The organism is Kitasatospora sp. NPDC092286, assembly GCF_044755565.1.
GTDB lineage: Bacteria > Actinomycetota > Actinomycetes > Streptomycetales > Streptomycetaceae > Kitasatospora.
This window is the reverse complement of the sequence record NZ_JBIVRD010000031.1, coordinates 66,021-84,296: the sequence shown is the minus strand read 5'-3', so window position 1 is coordinate 84,296 and position 18,276 is coordinate 66,021. Positions and strand designations below refer to the sequence as shown.

The following is an 18,276-nucleotide window of genomic DNA, read 5'->3' as shown; positions in this document are numbered from 1 at the left end:
GCTCGATCGCGTGCTGATGATGTCGGACCGGCGGGGGTTCCCGTCGGCGTGTGTGCCGTGTCTGGCCGTACCCGGCGCCGGGCCGTGCCATGCGGTGCGGGGTACCGCTGCGGTACCCCGCACCGCCTCGCGCCGGGCACCCCCTGGTGCCCGGCACATGGTCGCCTGCGGCGTCCGGTACCTGCCGTGGGGCAGGAGGCGTCTGCGGGGCGCTCGCACCGCGCCGCGACCGACTCGGACGGCCCGGGTACGGGCGTGCCCACACCGGGGTCTGACGGGCCGACGCCTCGGCCGCCCTCGCCCGGCTTCCGACAGCCCGCAGCCTCACTTCCGGCACCCGGCACGCCCGGGAAACCGTCCGTCTCCGGCCGGCCCGGTGGTCACCCGGGCGCGGTCCCCCGGGGTGAACGCCGCTCACCGGCCGCAGGTAACGCCCGTTCTGTCACTTCGACCAGCAGGCCCGGGCGCGGCAGGCGGTCGTGCCGCCGCCGTCACCGGACCGTTGCCGCCCCACTCCGGTGCCGTTCCGGGTCGAACCGCACGGGCCGAGGCTGTCTGCCGTTTTGTACGAACCACCGGGCGGACGGTCTGGGCAGCGACCGCCCAACCGGTGCCCGGCCGCCGCCAGGATACGGTGCGGGGGTCACGGCACCCGCACCGGTAACACCGTGAGCGGCAACGTGACTGCTGCGACCAGCGCATACCGAGGAGTTGTATGTCCACCGCCAGCCGGCTGCCCGGGATTGTCACGACCGACCACGTCTTCCAGTCGCCCCTCGACCACGCCGCCCCACAGGGCGAGCAGATCGAGGTGTACGCCCGCGAGGTGGTGGCCGCGGGCCGCGAAACGGACGACCTGCCCTGGCTGCTCTTCCTCCAGGGTGGCCCCGGTGGCAAGGCCGGCCGACCGCTCGGCCGGGACGGCTGGCTGGAGCGCGCCCTCGACGAGTACCGGGTGCTCCTGCTCGACCAGCGCGGCACCGGGCGGTCCACGCCCGCGACCCGGCAGACCCTCGCCCGGCGCGGCGGCGCGCGGGAACAGGCGGACTACCTGGCGCACTTCCGCGCGGACTCGATCGTCCGGGACGCCGAGCTGATCCGCCGCCGGCTGCTCGGCGACGACCACCGCTGGAGCGTGCTCGGCCAGAGCTTCGGCGGCTTCTGCGCCCTCACCTACCTCTCGATCGCGCCCGACGGCCTGCGTGAGGCCTTCATCACCGGTGGCCTCTCCGGCCTGCGCAGCTCGGCCGACGACGTCTACCGCGCCGCCTACCCCCGGGTCGTCCGCAAGAACGAGGACCACTACGCCCGCTACCCGCAGGACGTCGAGGTGGTACGGCGGATCACCGCGCGTCTGGCCGCAGCCCCTGCGGCCCTGCCCGGCGGCGGGCTGCTGACCGTCGAGGCGTTCCAGTCCCTCGGAATGATGCTCGGCGGCGGCAGCGGTTCCGGCAGCCTGCACTACCTGCTGGAGGAGGCGTGGGTGGAGGGCGCCGCCGGGCCCGAGCTCTCCGACACCTTCCTGGCCGGTGTCCAGGCGAAGCTCTCCTTCGCGGAGGGCCCGCTGTACGCCGTGCTGCACGAGTCGATCTACGGCCAGCGGTCGGTGGACCCGGCCGGCACCGCCTGGTCGGCCGAGCGCGTCCGCAAGGAGTTCACGGAGTTCGACGCCGGGGCCGCGCTGGAGTCCGGGGCGCCGGTGCTGTTCACCGGAGAGATGATCTACCCCTGGATGTTCGACACCGACCCGGCGCTGCGCCCGCTGAAGGAGACCGCGGACCTGCTCGCCGCCCGGACCGACTGGCCCGACCTGTACGACCCGGCCCGGCTGGCCGCCAACGAGGTGCCGGTGGTGGCGGCGGTCTACCACGACGACATGTATGTCGACACCGCCGACTCCCTGGAGACCGCCCGCGCCGTGCGCGGCCTGCGAGCGTGGATCACCAATGAGTGGGAGCACGACGGGCTCCGGGTGAGCGGCGGCAAGGTGCTGGACCGCCTGATCGCCATGGCGCACGGCGAGGCGTAGCGGAGCCCGGTGCCGACGGCGGAACCGCGGCCGACCGGCTGGCCGGACCACCGGTTACGGGCCGCCGGTCGCGGGCCGCCACGCATGTCACCGCGCATGACGGGCTCCCGCCGTCGGGCCCCGCACACCGCGGCACCGGCTGCGCACGGTCGCTGCCGTCGCCGGGGCCGCCCACGGTGTCACCCGGCCCAGCCGGGCCTTCCGGACGGCACCGGGCCGAGGCCGCGGTCGGCACCCTGGAATGCGGCGCGCCTGCGCGGGCAGGCACGCGCCCGGCCCGGGGTCGGACGGTCCGCCCTCGGACCGTCCGGGATCCCCGGCCACCGGCGCGGCCCGCAGTCCCGGGTTCGGGGGACCGGCCGGATGGTCCCCCGAACCCGGGACCGCCGGGGCGACGGACTCGGCGACCGCCCCTGAGGCAGCTCGGCGCGGGGACCTGGCCGGCGCCGGGGCGGGTTCACCGTCCGGGCCCGTCGGCGGGCCGCCCGGCTCGTCGGCGGCCGGGCCTGACACCACCGCTTCCCCGGCCGCTCCGCCGGAACGGACCGCGGTGCGCCGCTGTCGCTCCGCCGCCACGCTCGCCAGCAGCACATCCGGGGACATGCCTTCGTTCAGCGACTCGTACAGGAGCTGGGCCAGCAGGTAGGAGGGGGCGAGGCGGAGTGTGTGCGCGAGCACCACACGGGCCGTCGCGATGTCCCCCGCGACCCAGGACGTCCAGGCCAGCAACGTGAGCGGGGCCGCCGCGCAGCTCGTGTAGGGCGGGACACAATGCCGGGCGAGGAAGCGCCACAGCCGCTGTGCGGGGGCGATCTCCTCTGGCCGGGTGTACTCGGCGGCGCGGTCGCGGGTGATCCTGTCCTGGAGGGCGATGATCAGCAGCGCCGTCCGGTGCTCGTCGAGTTCACGGGCGCCGGCCGAGAACTCGGCGACCGCCTGGTCGAGCAGCTCGGCGCCCCGCTCCCGGGACAGCGGCGGCCGGCTCCCCACTACTCCACCGCCGCCCTTGACCCGGGCGATCGCCGAGCGCTGGGTATCGGCGCCGGGCGGGCCGATCGGAACCAGCCCGGCGATGATCGCCTTACGGCTCCCCCGGGGAGCGAAACCGGCGACGGTGGCCGCGGCGGCCACCGGGCCGGGGGCGGGAGAGCGCCGGATCGGATTGCCCGCCGGGTCACAGCACCCCTCACGGCGGCAGAGGAAGGACCACCAGCGGCCGGCCGAGACGCAGAGCGACTCCTTGACCGCCACCCCCCTGCTCTCGAAGGACACCCGCAGCCCCTCCGCGAGCGGTCCGAGCCCGTCCAGAACGGGCGGGCCATGGCTCGTGCCGGGATCCTGGCAGAGGTAGAGGAGCACCTGGGCCGGGCGGCGGTCCCGCCGCTCGGACAGACCGATGAGCAGGGCGGCCGTCTCCTCGGCCGCGGCCTGCCACTCCTCCGGCGATTCGGGGATGTCCAGCCGGATCACCCCGCCCTGGTGGAGGTCCGGGCCCTGGAGACCGACGGCGACGATGCTGTCGTCGGGGAAGAAGCCCAGGAGATAAGGCAGCAGCTCGGCCATGTCGGCCGGGCCCCGCATGGTGACCGGCCGGTGGCCGGAGGCCGGGCCGAGGGACAGCGCGATGCGTTCGTTGTTCATGGCCGGAAGACTGCCGCAATCCGCGAATGCCCCGGGAATTTTCTTTTTCCCTGTGGACAACTCCCGCCTGTGGATAAAACCTCCCTCCTTCGGATTATCCAGACCCACTCCCCCGGGGGACATATGACGGATGGTCAGCGAAAGAGCAGATGAAATACACCCCTGGTCCACCCGTCCATGGTGCACCGCCATTCGCCCATTGTCGGCCCCTCGGGGTTACATGGACGGCATGCAGCAGCCCCAGCCCCACATCACCGCCACCGACGCCCCCGCCACGGCCGGCACCGGCACCGGCAGCGCGACGGCCGCCGACCGCGCCGAGGTCCGGGCGCGGGCCGAGGCCGTCCTGCGCGAGCTGGCCGGGCCCGGCGCCACACTCCGCGACGACCAGTGGACGGCCATCGAAGCGCTGGTCGTCGACCACCGCCGGGCCCTGGTCGTACAGCGCACCGGCTGGGGGAAGTCCGCCGTCTACTTCATCGCCACGGCGCTGCTGCGGGCCCGCGGCGCCGGGCCCACGGTGATCGTCTCCCCGTTGCTCGCCCTGATGCGCAACCAGGTGGAGTCGGCGGCCCGGGCCGGCATCCAGGCCCGCACCATCAACTCGGCCAACACCGACGAGTGGGACGAGATCCAGGCCGAGGTCGCGGCCGGCACGGTGGACATCCTGCTGGTCAGCCCCGAGCGGCTGAACAACCCCGACTTCCGCGACCAGGTGCTCCCCAAACTCGCCGCCTCCACCGGCCTGCTGGTGGTCGACGAGGCCCACTGCATCTCCGACTGGGGTCACGACTTCCGCCCCGACTACCGGCGGCTGCGCACCATGCTCGCCGAGCTCTCGCCGGGCGTGCCGGTGCTGGCCACCACCGCCACGGCCAACGCCCGGGTGACCGCCGACGTCGCCGAGCAGCTCGGCACCGGAGCCACCGACGAGCACGCCCTCGTCCTGCGCGGCCCGCTCGACCGGGAGAGCCTCACCCTCGGCGTGCTCGCCCTGTCCGATCCGGCGCACCGCCTGGCCTGGCTGGCCGACCACCTCGACCGGCTGCCGGGGTCCGGCATCGTCTACACGCTGACGGTGGCCGCGGCCGACGAGGTGACGGCGTTCCTGCGCGAGCGCGGCTTCCCGGTGGCGTCCTACTCCGGCCGCACCGAGGACGCCGAGCGCCGGACCGCCGAGGCCGACCTGCTGGCCAACCGGGTCAAGGCCCTCGTCGCCACCTCCGCGCTGGGCATGGGCTTCGACAAGCCCGACCTCGGTTTCGTGGTGCACCTGGGCTCGCCCAGCTCGCCGATCGCCTACTACCAGCAGGTCGGCCGGGCGGGCCGCGGCGTCGACCGGGCCGAGGTGCTGCTGCTGCCCGGGCGTGAGGACGAGGCGATCTGGCGTTACTTCGCCTCGCTGGCCTTCCCGCCCGAGGAGCAGGTGCGCCGCACCATCAACGCGCTCGCGGAGGCCGGCCGGCCGCTGTCCACGGCCGCGCTGGAGCCCCGGGTGGACCTGCGCCGCGCCCGGTTGGAGACCATGCTCAAGGTCCTGGACGTGGACGGCGCGGTCCGGCGGGTCAAGGGCGGCTGGACGGCCACCGGGCAGAGCTGGGAGTACGACACCGCCCGGTACGCCAAGGTCGCGGCCTCCCGTGAGGCCGAGCAGCGGGCCATGCGCGAGTACGCCACGGGCACCGGCTGCCGGATGGAGTTCCTGCGTCGGCAGCTGGACGACGAGCAGGCCCGGCCCTGCGGCCGCTGCGACAACTGCGCCGGTGCGCTGCACGGCCCCGAAATTTCCGCCGAGGCGCTGGACGCGGCCCGGGCGGCGCTCGGTCGGCCCGGGGTCAGCTTCGAGCCCCGCCGGCTCTGGCCCACCGGTATGGAGTCGCTGGGCGTGCAGCTCAAGGGCCGCATCCCGGCGGGCGAACAGGCGGAGACCGGCCGGGCCCTCGGCCGGCTCTCCGACATCGGCTGGGGCAACCGGCTGCGGACCCTGCTCGCGGACCAGGCCCCCGACGTGCCCGTGCCCGGCGAGGCGGTGGACGCTCTGGTCGCGGTGCTGGCCGACTGGGCTCGCGGCCCGGGCGGCTGGGCCGGGCCCGCGACGGCCGAGGGCACCCGGCTGGACCGGCCGGTCGGCGTGGTGACCATGGCCTCGTCCAGCCGCCCTCAGCTGGTCGGCAGCCTCGGCGCCCGGATCGCGGAGATCGGGCGGCTGCCGCTGCTCGGCCGGATCGAGTACGCGGCCGGGCAGCCTCCGCACGGGGCGCGCAGCAACAGCGCGCAGCGGCTGCACGCGCTGGCCGGGGCACTCGTCCTGCCGCCGGAGACCGAGGCCGCGATCGCCGGGGCGGGCGGCCCGGTGCTGCTGGTGGACGACCTGGTCGACTCCGGGTGGACGATCACCGTCGCCGCCCGGCTGCTCCGGCGGGCCGGGGCGAGTTCGGTACTGCCGCTGGTGCTGGCCGTACAGGGCTGAGCGGCGCCGGGGAGAGGTGCCTGACGGGTGCGGCACAAGTGGCCGCGCCGGGTCAGGCCCTCACCCCCTCACCCGAATGGACGAAGGGAGAAGTCGAGGAGTCGGCAGGAACACGCGCGGGAGCGAGGAACACCGGTGGTGGAGAGGAGTGGTTGAGTTGCTGAAAGCGCTCGCCAGAGGCCTTCTGGCGGCCCGGTTCACGATCGGGCGCCACCTGAGCAGCACTCGCACGATCGTGGAACATATCCGACAGAGCGTTGACTTTCGGGCGGCGTTCATCATTTCATCATTGCCGCCCCACCCCCTCTGCCCTGAGAATTGGACCGTACCCGGAACCCGGTCCGCTGGACCCGGCCTTCGGCGTACGCGGGGGCCCGCGTGTTCGCGGGTCGGGAAGGAGGATCGCGATCAACGGTATCGACCGAGGTCAGTATCCCCTCGCCCGGAGCTCGGCGCCCAGACGGGTGCTCGACCTGGAGACCTGGACCGCCTCGGGGATCCCGTTGCTGCGCGATCCGCGCGAGTTCGTCCTGGAAATCCACCAGCGCCACCTGCCGCAACCGGGCACGGTCGTGGTCACCGTCCTGAACGCGCTGCACCGGGCGACCGCCTCGGCCTCGTTCACACCCTGGCCCCACGACACCGACGGCTGGCAGCACCGCAACCTGATCCTGTCGCACCTGCGCCAGGTCACCCCGCACGACCTGCGACTCGCCGCTCCGGTCCGGACGGCCGTACTGCTGCGCTGCCGCGAGGGCCCGGCGGGCTGGACGGAACAGGACGGCGCCTGGATGTGGGCCCTGCGGGACGCGGCCGCCCTGCACGGGCTGCGCTGCGGCTCGTACATCGCGTTGACCCCGGCGGGCTGGCAGATCCTCGGCGACGAGCGGAGCGGCCGCAATCCACACGCGGGATCCTGGGCGGACGGGCCGGTCCACACCGTGACGGAGCTGCCGCCCCGCCCGGCGGCCGACGGGCCACGCGGCCAGCGGCCAGCGCACCAGCCGGCCGAACACCCCCAGCTCGGCGACCGGGCATCACGCTCCCGCCGGCCCGAGCATCCCTGGCCGCCCGCCCGGGTGGCGGCCGTCGAGCCGGTCCGGCGCACCGGCACCCGCTGACGCGGACCCGCCCGCCGGGCGCACACGGCACAACCCGGTCTCCGGGCCCGGAGGGTACGGCTCGGCACCGTTCGGGCCCGGCACCTCACGGCGCCGGACTCGAACGGTCCATGACTCCCGGACGGCTAGGCGGACGCCGAACGACCGGTCGGCGCACCGGCGGCGGGGCCCGCGTCGCCGCAGACCACCAGCAGCGCGGCCGCGTGGCCGAGCGCCTTGGTGTACGTCTGGGCGGCGCGGTCGGCCGAGCCCCCGTTGACGACCAGCACGACCACCTCACGGCGGACCGGGCGGGTCAGCCCGGCCTCCGCGTAGAACACGTCGCCGCCCTCGGTGAGCTGCGCCCAGTAGCGCTCCTCGCCGAAGGAGAGTTCGTGCTGCTGCCAGGGGTGTGCCCCGCCGACGGTCAGCACCAGGATCTCGCCGGGACTGCGCCCGGAGTCCAGCAGCCGGTCGACGGCTTCGTCGGCACGCTCCAGTGCCTCGGCCGCGGTGGCGGCGACGTGCTGGACCGCGACCCGCGGTGCGGCGGGTGCCGGGCGGCGCGGCGCGGGACCGGGCTTGGGGGTCTGGGCCGGGCGGGGCGGCCCCGGGCGGGCGGCGCGCGGCGGCGCCGGCCGAGGAGCTGTGGGGCGGGGGCCCGGCCCGGGGGCCGGTGCCGCGCCGGCGGCGGAAGGTACGGAAGTGGTCGCGCTGCCGGTGGCAGGCGTGCGGAGGGCTTGTGCGTCCGACTCGCGGGGGAAGGGAACGCCGGGGCCCGGGAGGCTCTCGTGAATCTCCGGCTCCTCGGGGAAGACAGGCATACCCGGATATCTATCAAATGCCGATCGAACGCGCACGGGCGCCCCACCCCTCGGGCACCGCACACCGGCCGGCCCCACTCGGGGCAATTCAGACGGACTGTCAGAAACCGAGCGTCAGCTGTTCGTCGGCGGGGCCCGCGGAGCCGGGAGCACCACCCGCCGCCATGGCCCGATTCCGCTTCAGATGGCGCCACTTGGGCAGCCCGTCCAGGTAGGCCCAGGAGAGCCGGTGCTGATCGGTCGGGCCGAATTCCTCCAGCGCGGCGCGGTGGACCGGGGACGGGTAGCCGGCGTTGTCGGCGAACCCGTACCCGGGATACGCCTCGCCCAGTTCGGCCATCATCCCGTCCCGATGGACCTTGGCGAGCACCGAGGCGGCCGAGACGCAGATACAGGACTGGTCGCCCTTGATGACCGTGCGGACCCGCCAGGGGCCGCCGAGGTAGTCGTGCTTCCCGTCGAGAATCACCGCGTCGGGCTCCACCGGCAGGGCCTCCAGCGCGCGGACGGCGGCCAGCCGCAGCGCCGCCGTCATGCCCAGCTCGTCACACTCCAGCGCGGAGGCGTGGCCGAGCGCGTACGCGGTGACCCAGTCGGCGAGAACCGGGGCGAGCGCCTCGCGCCGCAGTTCGGTGAGCAGCTTGGAGTCGGTCAGACCGTCCGGCGGCTTGCGCAGCCCGGTGACGGCCGCACCCACGGTGACCGGCCCGGCCCAGGCGCCGCGCCCGACCTCGTCGAGGCCGACAACGGTCTTGGCGCCGGCCCGGCGGAGCGAACGCTCGACGGAGTGCGTCGGCGGGACGATGGGCATCGTGGAATCCGTTCAGCTGGGGCGACCTCCAGCCTAAGCCCCGCCCCGCGGCGCCCCGGCCGCCGGGCCCACCCCCTCGGAGCCGAGCCGCCGCACGCCCGTCAGGCTCCCGCCGCACACCCGCCAGGCGCTCGTCAGACGCGGATCAGCGGGAGCAGCACCTCGTCCACCAGCTGGTTCGCGAAGTCGGGGCCAGTGTCGCGGCCGTAGACCTTGACCCGGTACATCAGCATCGCCGGGGCGACATCGGCGACGATCACGGTGGCCGCGTCGGGCCGGACGTCGCCGCGTTCGACTCCCCGGCGGAGGATGTCCAGAATCGTGCCCTTGGTCGGCTCGACCACCCGCTGCACGATGAACCTCTTGAACACCTCGGCCTGTTCATGGTCCAGCTCGGCCATCAGCGCCTGCAGCGCACCACCCGCCCTCGAGGTGAGAGCGTCGGCGAACCCCCCGATGAGCAGCAGCAATTCACTTCGGGCGGACCCGAGGTCCGGGGTGTCGGAGGGGCGTGGCAGAGTGGAGTCCAGGGCGTCGATGACCAGTTCGGCCTTGGACGCCCAGCGCCGGTAGAGCGCGGCCTTCCCGGTCCGCGCGGCACCGGCGACGCCCTCCATCGTCATCCGCGCGAATCCGCCGGAGATGAGCTGGTCGAGCGCGGCTTCGAAGATCGCACTCTCCAGCTCCTTCCCGCGGCGGCGCACGGGCCGGGACAGGACCTCGGCCACCACCCTCACCGGGCAGTGGGCCGCGGACCTCGCACCCGGGACCGCCGACGACCCCCTCGCGCCCGCCCGCCCCGGCGCCGGCTCGACCGGCCACTCGGAACCTGGCTCCACCCGCTCGGAAGACCGCCCGGAAGACCGCTCGACAGGCTGCCCGGCAGGCCGCTCGACAGACCCGTCGGCGGACCCTTCGACGGACTGCTCCGCCGACCGCTCCACCGGCCGGCCGGCCGCACGATCCGCCGCCTGGCGCCGCACCAACTGATCCATCGTCACCAACCTTAGGGAACGCTTGCGTTCATAATATCGCCCAGGATATCGTCCACCTTAGTGAACGATTCCGTTCCTTCATAGCCTGCGGGACGCCGCAGAAGCGCTTCGGGCCTCGGGTCCACAGCATACGAAGCAATAGCCAGCAGGGGGCATCAACTTGGCTATCTCCGACACACTCGGCAAGACCTCTCCACCGCAGGGCAGCCAGGACCGGCACAAGGGCGTCACCCTGACCGTCATCGCGGCCACCCAGCTCATGGTGGTGCTCGACGCCACCATCGTGAACATCGCGTTGCCGCAGATCAGGGACACGCTGAACTTCTCCACCACCAACCTGTCGTGGGTGATCAACGCCTACACGCTGACCTTCGGCGGCCTGCTGCTGCTCGGCGGCCGCGCGGGCGACATCCTGGGCCGCCGACGGGTGTTCGTCTTCGGCACGCTGCTGTTCGGCCTGGCCTCGCTGCTGGGCGGCTTCGCGCAGGACGGTGGCATGCTGCTGGCCGCCCGCGCGCTCCAGGGGGTCGGCGGCGCGATCTGTTCGCCGACGGCCTTCGCCCTGATCGCCACCAACTTCAAGGAAGGGCCCGAGCGCAACAAGGCCTTCGGGGTCTTCTCGGCGGTGGCCGGCTCAGGTGCGGCGATCGGCCTGCTGGCCGGCGGCCTGCTCACCGAGTACCTGGACTGGCGCTGGGTCTTCTTCGTCAACGTGCCGATCGCGGTTCTGATCGCGATCGCCGCCCCGCGCTACATCGCCGAGTCGGAGCGCCAGGACGGCCGCTTCGACCTGCCCGGTGCGTTCACCTCCACACTCGGTCTGATCAGCCTGGTCTACGGGTTCATCCGGGCCGCCTCGGACGGTTGGTCGGACAGCCTGACGCTGGGCTCGTTCGCGGCCGGCGTGCTGCTCATCGCCGCCTTCCTCGTGGTCGAGAACCGCACCGCCCAGCCGATCACGCCGCTGCACCTGTTCGCCAACCGCAACCGCACCGGCGGCCTGATGATGATGCTCTGCCTGACCGCGGCCATGTTCGGTATCTTCTTCTACATCACGCTCTTCATCCAGGGGCCGCTGGACTACAGCCCGCTGCGGGCCGGGTTCGCCTTCCTGCCGATCAGCGCGTCGATCATCACCGCCGCGCAGATCGCCTCCAGACTGCAGGTCAAGTACGGCCCGAAGCCGTTCATGGCCACCGGCGCACTGCTGGTCACCATCGGCCTCACCTGGCTCACCCGGATGGACGCGGGCAGCGGGTACGTGGACGGGGTGCTCGGCCCCACGGTGGTGTTCGGCTTCGGCATGGGCCTGATCTTCGTCCCGGTGATGCTGCTCGCCGTCGCGGGCGTCGCCGGGGAGGACACCGGCGCCGCCTCCGGGCTGCTCAACTCGATGCAGCAGATCGGCGGCTCGCTGGGGCTGTCGATCCTGACCACGGTGTTCGCGCACTACGCCACGGCGGAGGCCAAGCTCCAGGCGCCCGGCTTCATGGCCACGGCCACACCGGAGCAGCAGGCGGAGTTCCTGACGAAGCACGAGTTCCCCAAGGGCACGGTTGCGGCCAACGAGGTGCTCGCGCAGGGCATTTCGCACGGCTTCATCGTGGGCGCCGTGCTCGCCGGGGTCGCGCTGCTCATCGCGGTCTTCGTGATCAGGGCCAAGGCCGGCGACCTGCCGTCGGACGCGTCCGGCATCGCGGTGCACTGATCCGGCACCGGAAGCACGACGCGGGCCGGCCGGGAGCCGCACACTCCCGGCCGGCCCGCGCGCGTCACCGGCCGCCGGCCCTCGCGCGCCACGTCACCGCCCGGTCCGCCGCCGCTCAGTACCGCCCGATGTAGCCGTCGCCCCTCAGGCCCGCCCGGTCACAGGCGCTCTGCTCCGCCGACAGGCTCTGGGACAGCGGCCGCTCCGCCAGGATCTCCCGGGCCCGCGCCTCGGCCAGGCTGGTGGCGTACCAGGGCGAGGAGTCGTCGAGGCCGGCCCGGATCAGTTCCAGCGCGCAGGTCCGCTGGTCCCCCGGCAGCCGGTCCAGGGCCGGGACGGCGTCGGGCGAGAGGTCGCGGACGTTGCGCAGGTCGATCTGCTGGGTCCGCTCGAAACGGGCCACGTTCTGCTCCGCGATGATCGCGTCCGGGCCCATCAGCCCGTACACGGCGGCGGTGACCATGCCGCTGAGCACCACGGCGCGCGGGAGCCAGGCCACCGAGCGGGTCAGTCCGGCCACGATCAGCAGCAGGAAGACGGCGCCGAGCCAGACCTCGACCACCAGCACCCAGAGTCGCAGCCTGGTCAGCCCGGAGGCGTCGACGTAGAACCACATCCGGCCGAGCGCCGAGGCGACCACGACCAGGGTGAGCAGGCAGAGCACACCGAGCAGGATCCGGGCCAGCCGGCGGTCGGCGGCGGTGCCGCGCGGCGCCCAGCGCTTGGCCACCGCGACCACGACGAGGGTCAGCACGGTGACGGCCGTCAGCTGCCAGAAGCCCTGCCGGGCGTACTCGGAGCGGCTCATCCCGGTGTTCGTGATCGAGTCCCGGCCGCCGAGCACCACCACGGCCTGGATCAGTGCGAAGGCGCCGAACATCAGGTTGAGCGCGACCAGCGGCAGCGCCCATTCCAGCCGCCCGCGCTCGCGGCCCGGCCGGACCGCCGTACGGTCCCAGCGGCGCGGGCCGGCCGCGATGTGGGCGAATCCCAGTGCGGTGAGCAGGCCGAGGACGAACAGCGCGAAGCGCAGCGGGAGTTCGCTGAGGTCCAGGCTGGGAGTGAGGCCGGACAGGACGTCCGCCATGGCCGCGTCGGCGCTGGCGAACAGCCAGCCGAAGACGGTCAGCAGCACCGCCGCCACCACGACCGCCTTGAGCACCGGAACCACCTTGCCCCGGCCCGGCAGGCTGAGGCCGCGCAGTCCGTCCCGGGCCCAGAGCAGGCCGGGCGCGAGCTGCCAGAGGATGCCCGGCAGAGCGAGCAGGACGCCCGCCCAGCGGCGGCCGCCGTGCAGCGCGAGGGAGGCCAGGGCCAGCGCGCAGAGCGTCGACAGCGCCACCGGCCAGCCCGCCTCGGAGAGGGCCGGCACGGCGAGCAGGGCCAGTGCGAGCACGCTCCACAGGACCGTCCAGACCCGGACCCGCCGGCCTGCCGAGCGGGCGGCGATCCCGGCGCCGACGGCGGCCACCACACCGCAGAGCAGCAGGTTGACGCCCACCCCGTCGGCCAGCAGCCACGCCGCCAGCAGGCCGGTGATCACCGCCGCCGCGAGCGCCCGGGGGGCGGCGGCCGCCTTGCGCTCCGGCTCGCTGGGGCGCAGCCACGCGATGGGCTGCCAGGCAGGCGCGGCCGGCGCGCGGTACGGGTCGGTCCCGGGCGGGGCGTCGACCGAAGCAGGCGTGGACAATCCGGACATGAGTCCCCCTCAGAGGTCGGTGGGCATGCGGAAGCCACCCTGGGGCAGTCCGCCGGCAGACGCGATGGCGCCGCGACTGGAGCCGACTGTAGACCATTCTGAACAGGTTCAAAAACGCTGTGACGGGCCCGGCACCCGCGAGACCGGGCCCCCGGGCGACCGGAAGGGCCGGCCGCCCGGGGTGCCAGGCAGCCCGACCGCCCGGACGGCCCGTCGACTCAGTAGGACCCGTACAGCGAGTTCACCGGCGAGTCCCTCACCGCCGGTCCGAAGTCCGTCGGCCGGCTGCCGAAGGGCACCACCGTGTTGCTGTGGGCGCCCTGCCCGGTCGCGCCGGTGGAGTAGTTCATGTTGTTCACCGTCGCGCAGGCGCCGTTGCTGTTGCAGGCCGGCCAGTACGGGGTGTTGGCGGCCAGGGTGGCCGTCAGCGGGACGGTGTTCCAGTTGTTCGCGGTGAGCGTCGCGGAGGCGCTGCTCGCCAGGACCGCCGCCGTGGTCAGGGCCGCCAGCAGGCCCGCCGGCCTTCTCCGCCCCCGTATGCCGCACCCGCCATGACAGCCCCCTGTGCCACATCGGCCGGCTGCCCCTATCGGTGTACAGGTCCCGCGCCGACCGTGCCCACGAAACCGCCGCATTCCGCTGCGGTCGGCCGGGAGACGCCCTACCCCTTGACGGATCCGGCCAGCAGACCGCGGACGAAGTAGCGCTGGAGGCTGAAGAAGACGACCAGCGGGATCACGATCGACAGGAACGCCCCGGCGGTGAGCAGTTCCCAGCGCCCGCCGAAGGAGCCGGACAGCTGCGCCAGCCGTACCGTCATCGGCGCCACCTCGGGGGTGCCGCCCGCGAAGGTCAGCGCGACCAGCAGGTCGTTCCAGACCCAGAGGAACTGGAAGATGGCGAACGAGGCCAGCGCCGGGGTGCAGAGCGGCAGCACGATCGAACGGAAGATCTTGAAGTGCGAGGCGCCGTCCACCACCGCCGCCTCCATCAGGTCGCGCGGCAGCTGGGCGATGAAGTTGTGCAGCAGGAAGATCGCCAGCGGCAGCGCGAACATGGTGTGCGCCAGCCAGACCGGCGCGTAGGTGCCCTTGAGGTCCACCGCCGGGATCAGCGTCACCGAGCCCAGGTGCGCGCCGCCGGAGAACAGCCGCAGCAGCGGGATCAGCGCCATCTGGATCGGCACCACCTGGAGGGCGAAGACCACGAAGAACACCGCGTCGCTGCCCCGGAACCGCACCCAGGCCAGCCCGTACGCGGCCATCGCCGCCAGGACCAGCGGGAAGAGCGTCGCCGGGACGCTGATCGCCAGCGAGTTCACCAGGAACGGCAGCAGGCCGGTGGAGACACCGGAACCGCCCTCGAACAGCACCGTGTGGTAGTTGGAGAGCCCGAGGTCCGGGTGGAGGAAGACGTTCCACCAGCCGTCCGCGGTGACGTCCTGTTTGGGACGCAGCGAGGTGGCGAGCAGGCCGAGGGTGGGGATGGTCCAGAGCACCGTCACCGCGATCACGAAGACCGAGGCGATCGGGCTGCTGAAGGTCTTCCGCACCGCACGGGCGGAATTGCGGCGCTCGCTCATCGGACCCCACGCTCCTTGCGCAGCTGGACGATGTTGTAGGCCACCAGCGGCAGCACCGCCAGGAAGAGGATCACCGCGAGCGCGCTGCCCCGCCCGGTGTTGAACTGCACGAACGACTGCGAGTACATCTCGTTGGCCAGCACCTGGGTGCCGAAGTTGCCGCCGGTCATGGTGCGGACGATGTCGAAGGCCTTGAGGGTGGTGATCATGACGGTGGTGAGGACCACCACCACCGTGGTGCGGATCATCGGCACGGTGACGTACCAGAACAGCCGTACCCCGCCCGCGCCGTCGAGCCGGGCGGCCTCGGTGACCTCGTCCGGGATGGCCTTGATCGCCGCCGAGAGCACCACCATGGCGAAGCCGGTCTGCACCCAGACCATCACCGCCATCAGCAGGAAGGTGTTGAGCGGCTGGGAGAGCATCCAGTTCGGCGGATGCTCCCAGCCCAGGGCGATGGCGACCTGGCTGAGCAGCCCGATCTGCTGCTGCGAGGAGTCGCGCGACTCGTAGACGAACTTGAAGATGATCGAGGCGCCGACCAGCGAGATCGCCATCGGCATGAAGATCAGTGACTTGTACACCGCCTGACCGCGCATCCGGTCCACCAGCAGGGCCAGCACCAGGCCGAGGGCGGTGGCCGCCAGGGGCGCGATCACCAGCCAGAGCAGCGTGTTGACCAGCACCTTCCGCACCGAGTCGGTGGTCAGCGCCCAGCCGAAGTTCTCGCCGCCGACGAACCGGCTGCTGTCGTCGCTGTAGAGGCTCAGATAGACGGTGCGGACCAACGGCGCGACCAGGCCGACGAGCAGCAGCACCACCGCCGGACCGAGGAAGACCGCGACGGCCAGCGGGCGGGCGATCCGGCCGGTGGCCCGGCCGGCGGCGAGGAAGACCAGCAGCAGGATGCCGAGGAAGCCGGCGATGGCACCGAAGCTGTTGCCGAACTTGACGGCCGCGTCGCCCCAGGCGCCGTCGGCGAGCGAGGCAGCGGACGACAGGGTGCCGGGTACGGACATGACTGCGCGTCCTCCCATCGGAAGATCGGACGATCAGAAGAAAGGGCGGGCAGTGCGGGTGGGTGGTCCCGCACCGCCCTCGACAGGTGGTCCTGATCAGGTGGTTCTGCGGGGAGGGCGTCCGCCGCTCACCGCGGCCGGCCGCCGGGCTCCGGCCGCCGGTTACTGCGGCCAGGCCGCGTCGATGTCGGCGGCGGTCTTCTGGATGGACTGGCCCTCGGCGAACCAGGCGGTCAGCGACTTCCACTCCTGCCCGGCACCGATCGCGGCCGGCATCAGGTCCGAACCGTCGAACCTGAAGGTCGCGGCCGGGTCGGTCAGCGCGTCGGCGGAGAGCCGGTCGATCGGGTCGGTGTACAGACTCTTGTCCACGCCCTGGTTGGCGGAGACCCAGCCGCTGGCGGTCTTCACCCGGCTGCTCGCCCAGTCCGAACTGGAGAGGTAGTTCTGCACCGCCTGCACCTCGGGACGGCTCGCGAACGCCGTCAGGAACTCCCCGCCGCCCTCGACCGGGTTGGCCACGGCCGGGTTCACGGCCGGCAGGTGGAAGGCGAAGATGTCACCGTCCGGGCCGACCTTGGTGTCCTTGGGCCACTGCGCCTTGTAGAACGACGCCTGCTGGAGCATGAGGCACTTGCCGGTGAGGATCGGCGCGCCCGCGTCCTGGAAGGTGGTGGTGGCGATCGACTTCACGTCGCCGTACCCGCCGTTGACCCAGGCCGGGTTCTGCATCCAGTCCGCGAGGGTCTTCATCGCCGTGGTGATCTTCTCGTCGGAGAACTTCACCTTGTGACTCACCCACTGGTCGTACACCTCGCCGCCGTACGAGCCGAGCACCACCTCCTCCAGCCAGTCCGTGGCCGGCCAGCCGGTGGCCGTCCCGGAGGCGATGCCGCCGCACCACGGCTTGCCCGCACCGGCCTTGGCGATCCGATCGCCGAGCGCCATCAGATCGGTCCAGGTCCTGGGCACCTCGTAGCCGGCCTGCTTGAAGGCCTTCGGCGAGTACCAGACCAGCGACTTCATGTTGGCGCTCATCGGCGCCGCGTAGAAGGTGCCGTTGACCGAGCCGTACGTCTTCCAGACCGGGCTCCACTTGTCCTGGTTGGCGACGGTCTGCTCGGGCGGCTTGACCACCTTCCCGCTCTTGACCATCTGGGCCAGCAGACCGGGCTGCGGGATGATCGCGAAGTCCGGCGCGTTGCCGCCGGTCACCCGGACCGGCAACTGGGACTCGAAGTCGTTGGAGCCCTCATAGCTGATCTTGATTCCGGTGCAGGAGCTGAACTCGGCCCAGGACTTCTCCAGATTGTCCGACTCCGGGCTGAGGATCGACGCGAAGACCGTCACCGTCTTGCCCGAATGCCCCGCGTACGACTGGTACTTGGCACAGTCCCCGGCCAGGCTCTGGCCCCCTCCGCCCGAACCGCCTCCCGAGCCGCTCGAACTGTTGGAACAGGCCGCGGTCAGCGCCAGCGCCGCCAGCAGGGCGGGCACGACGGCCAGGCGGCGGGAACTCGTGGACGATGCGGTCGGGGTGAGGGTCAATGCGGTCCTCCATGCCAGGGCGCGGACGCCAGCAGTAAGACGAACGACATTGCGCTGTACCGGAGATCGACATGTACCCGGCGACGGCCGGTTCGAAGACGTTAACCCAGCTGCCAGCCGCCGCCAAGGTCCGCGTTCAACCTTCACCGGCAAGTGCCCCACTCGTGACCCCGGCGCGTCCGGGCACTCTCCCCCGGGCCGGGGGAAACGCCCACGGCCCCGTCCGGCCCGGACGGGGCCGCGACATGACGCCGCGTCACCGGCGGCGGGCCGGCCGCCGCGGGACTCAGCCCAGGACGGCGTCCACCGCCCGCCGGAGCACCGCCGGGTCCAGCCCGTGGTCGGCGATCACCCGGGCCCCGGTGCCCTCGCCCTCCCGGATCACCCCGAGCAACAGGTGACCGACCGCGATCCGGCCGGACTTCAGCCGCAGCGACTCCCGCAACGACAGCTCCAGCGCCTTCTTCGCCCCGGCCGTGAACGGAGTGCGCCCGCCCCTGGCCTCCGACCGGAACCAGCCACGCCGACGCGGACCCTCCCCCGGCGGCGCATCCAGCGCCCCCTCCCCGAACACCGACTCCACGGCCTCCCGGACGGCGTCCAGGTCCACCCCGATCGCGGCCAGGGCCTGGGCGTCCTCCCCTGGCCCCAGCAGCCGCCGGACCGCCAGCTGCGCGGCGCCGTGATCCAGCCCCGCGTCGACCAGCACCGCCGCCGCCGGGTCGTCCGGCACGGCCAGGACCGCCAGCAGCAGGTGCTCCGTGCCGATGCACCCGTGCCGGAGCGCCGCCGCCTCCCGCTGCGCGCCGGCCACCACCTGTCGCGCCGACTCGGTGAAGCGCTCGAACAT

General features: G+C 72.9%; 15 protein-coding genes. 5 read left to right on the top strand and 10 right to left on the bottom strand.

From position 1 onward, the window contains the following. Positions 1–715: 715 nt before the first annotated feature. Positions 716–2,029, top strand: a complete 1,314-nt coding sequence (locus ACIQIB_RS27790) for an alpha/beta fold hydrolase (RefSeq protein ID WP_400657372.1) — start codon at positions 716–718, stop codon at positions 2,027–2,029. An 87-nt stretch (positions 2,030–2,116) separates the two neighbouring features. Here ACIQIB_RS27790 and ACIQIB_RS27785 read toward each other — a convergent pair whose 3' ends face one another. After that, on the bottom strand, positions 2,117–3,670 hold the full coding sequence (locus ACIQIB_RS27785; RefSeq protein WP_400761320.1) for a DUF4192 family protein: 1,554 nt from the start codon (positions 3,668–3,670) through the stop codon (positions 2,117–2,119). Between the two features lie 229 nt (positions 3,671–3,899). On the opposite strand from ACIQIB_RS27785, the gene ACIQIB_RS27780 reads away from it, so the two are divergent. Together ACIQIB_RS27780 and ACIQIB_RS27775 are read left to right on the top strand one after the other, a co-directional pair. Beyond that, on the top strand, positions 3,900–6,140 hold the full coding sequence (locus ACIQIB_RS27780) for a RecQ family ATP-dependent DNA helicase (protein WP_400761318.1): 2,241 nt from the start codon (positions 3,900–3,902) through the stop codon (positions 6,138–6,140). Positions 6,141–6,604: 464 nt separating this feature from the next. Then, complete coding sequence (locus ACIQIB_RS27775; RefSeq protein WP_363609526.1) at positions 6,605–7,261, top strand: hypothetical protein; 657 nt, start codon at positions 6,605–6,607, stop codon at positions 7,259–7,261. A gap of 125 nt (positions 7,262–7,386) precedes the next feature. Here ACIQIB_RS27775 and ACIQIB_RS27770 read toward each other — a convergent pair whose 3' ends face one another. From ACIQIB_RS27770 to ACIQIB_RS27760, 3 genes are all read right to left on the bottom strand, one after another. Next, positions 7,387–8,064 (bottom strand): hypothetical protein, encoded by a 678-nt coding sequence (locus tag ACIQIB_RS27770; protein ID WP_400761316.1) that lies wholly within the window; start codon positions 8,062–8,064, stop codon positions 7,387–7,389. Positions 8,065–8,164: 100 nt separating this feature from the next. Then, positions 8,165–8,875, bottom strand: coding sequence for a ribonuclease HII (locus ACIQIB_RS27765; protein WP_363609530.1), 711 nt, complete (start codon positions 8,873–8,875; stop codon positions 8,165–8,167). Positions 8,876–9,009: 134 nt separating this feature from the next. Further along, entirely contained in the window at positions 9,010–9,603 is a 594-nt protein-coding gene (locus ACIQIB_RS27760; RefSeq protein ID WP_363609532.1) for a TetR/AcrR family transcriptional regulator, read from the bottom strand. Between the two features lie 427 nt (positions 9,604–10,030). Between ACIQIB_RS27760 and ACIQIB_RS27755 the strand changes: the two genes are divergently transcribed. Then, positions 10,031–11,578: an MFS transporter gene (locus ACIQIB_RS27755; RefSeq protein ID WP_400657385.1), complete on the top strand. Its 1,548-nt coding sequence runs from the start codon at positions 10,031–10,033 to the stop codon at positions 11,576–11,578. A gap of 115 nt (positions 11,579–11,693) precedes the next feature. On the opposite strand, the gene ACIQIB_RS27750 is transcribed toward ACIQIB_RS27755, so the two are convergent. Both ACIQIB_RS27750 and ACIQIB_RS27745 read right to left on the bottom strand, forming a co-directional pair. Then, complete coding sequence (locus ACIQIB_RS27750; protein WP_400761314.1) at positions 11,694–13,277, bottom strand: DUF4153 domain-containing protein; 1,584 nt, start codon at positions 13,275–13,277, stop codon at positions 11,694–11,696. A 218-nt stretch (positions 13,278–13,495) separates the two neighbouring features. Next, positions 13,496–13,627, bottom strand: coding sequence for a hypothetical protein (locus ACIQIB_RS27745; protein WP_400761311.1), 132 nt, complete (start codon positions 13,625–13,627; stop codon positions 13,496–13,498). On the opposite strand from ACIQIB_RS27745, the gene ACIQIB_RS27740 reads away from it, so the two are divergent. Beyond that, the gene (locus ACIQIB_RS27740) at positions 13,626–13,832 is read left to right on the top strand and encodes a hypothetical protein (RefSeq protein ID WP_400761308.1); all 207 of its coding nucleotides are present in this window, start codon (positions 13,626–13,628) and stop codon (positions 13,830–13,832) included. The genes ACIQIB_RS27745 and ACIQIB_RS27740 overlap by 2 nt on opposite strands. A gap of 106 nt (positions 13,833–13,938) precedes the next feature. On the opposite strand, the gene ACIQIB_RS27735 is transcribed toward ACIQIB_RS27740, so the two are convergent. From ACIQIB_RS27735 to ACIQIB_RS27720, 4 genes are all read right to left on the bottom strand, one after another. Continuing rightward, complete coding sequence (locus tag ACIQIB_RS27735; protein WP_363609538.1) at positions 13,939–14,859, bottom strand: carbohydrate ABC transporter permease; 921 nt, start codon at positions 14,857–14,859, stop codon at positions 13,939–13,941. After that, the gene (locus ACIQIB_RS27730) at positions 14,856–15,878 is read right to left on the bottom strand and encodes a sugar ABC transporter permease (RefSeq protein ID WP_363609540.1); all 1,023 of its coding nucleotides are present in this window, start codon (positions 15,876–15,878) and stop codon (positions 14,856–14,858) included. Before ACIQIB_RS27730 ends, ACIQIB_RS27735 begins: the two co-directional genes overlap by 4 nt. A gap of 162 nt (positions 15,879–16,040) precedes the next feature. Continuing rightward, positions 16,041–17,426, bottom strand: a complete 1,386-nt coding sequence (locus ACIQIB_RS27725) for an ABC transporter substrate-binding protein (RefSeq protein WP_400761306.1) — start codon at positions 17,424–17,426, stop codon at positions 16,041–16,043. A 286-nt stretch (positions 17,427–17,712) separates the two neighbouring features. Then, positions 17,713–18,276, bottom strand: coding sequence for a Clp protease N-terminal domain-containing protein (locus ACIQIB_RS27720; RefSeq protein WP_363609544.1), 564 nt, complete (start codon positions 18,274–18,276; stop codon positions 17,713–17,715).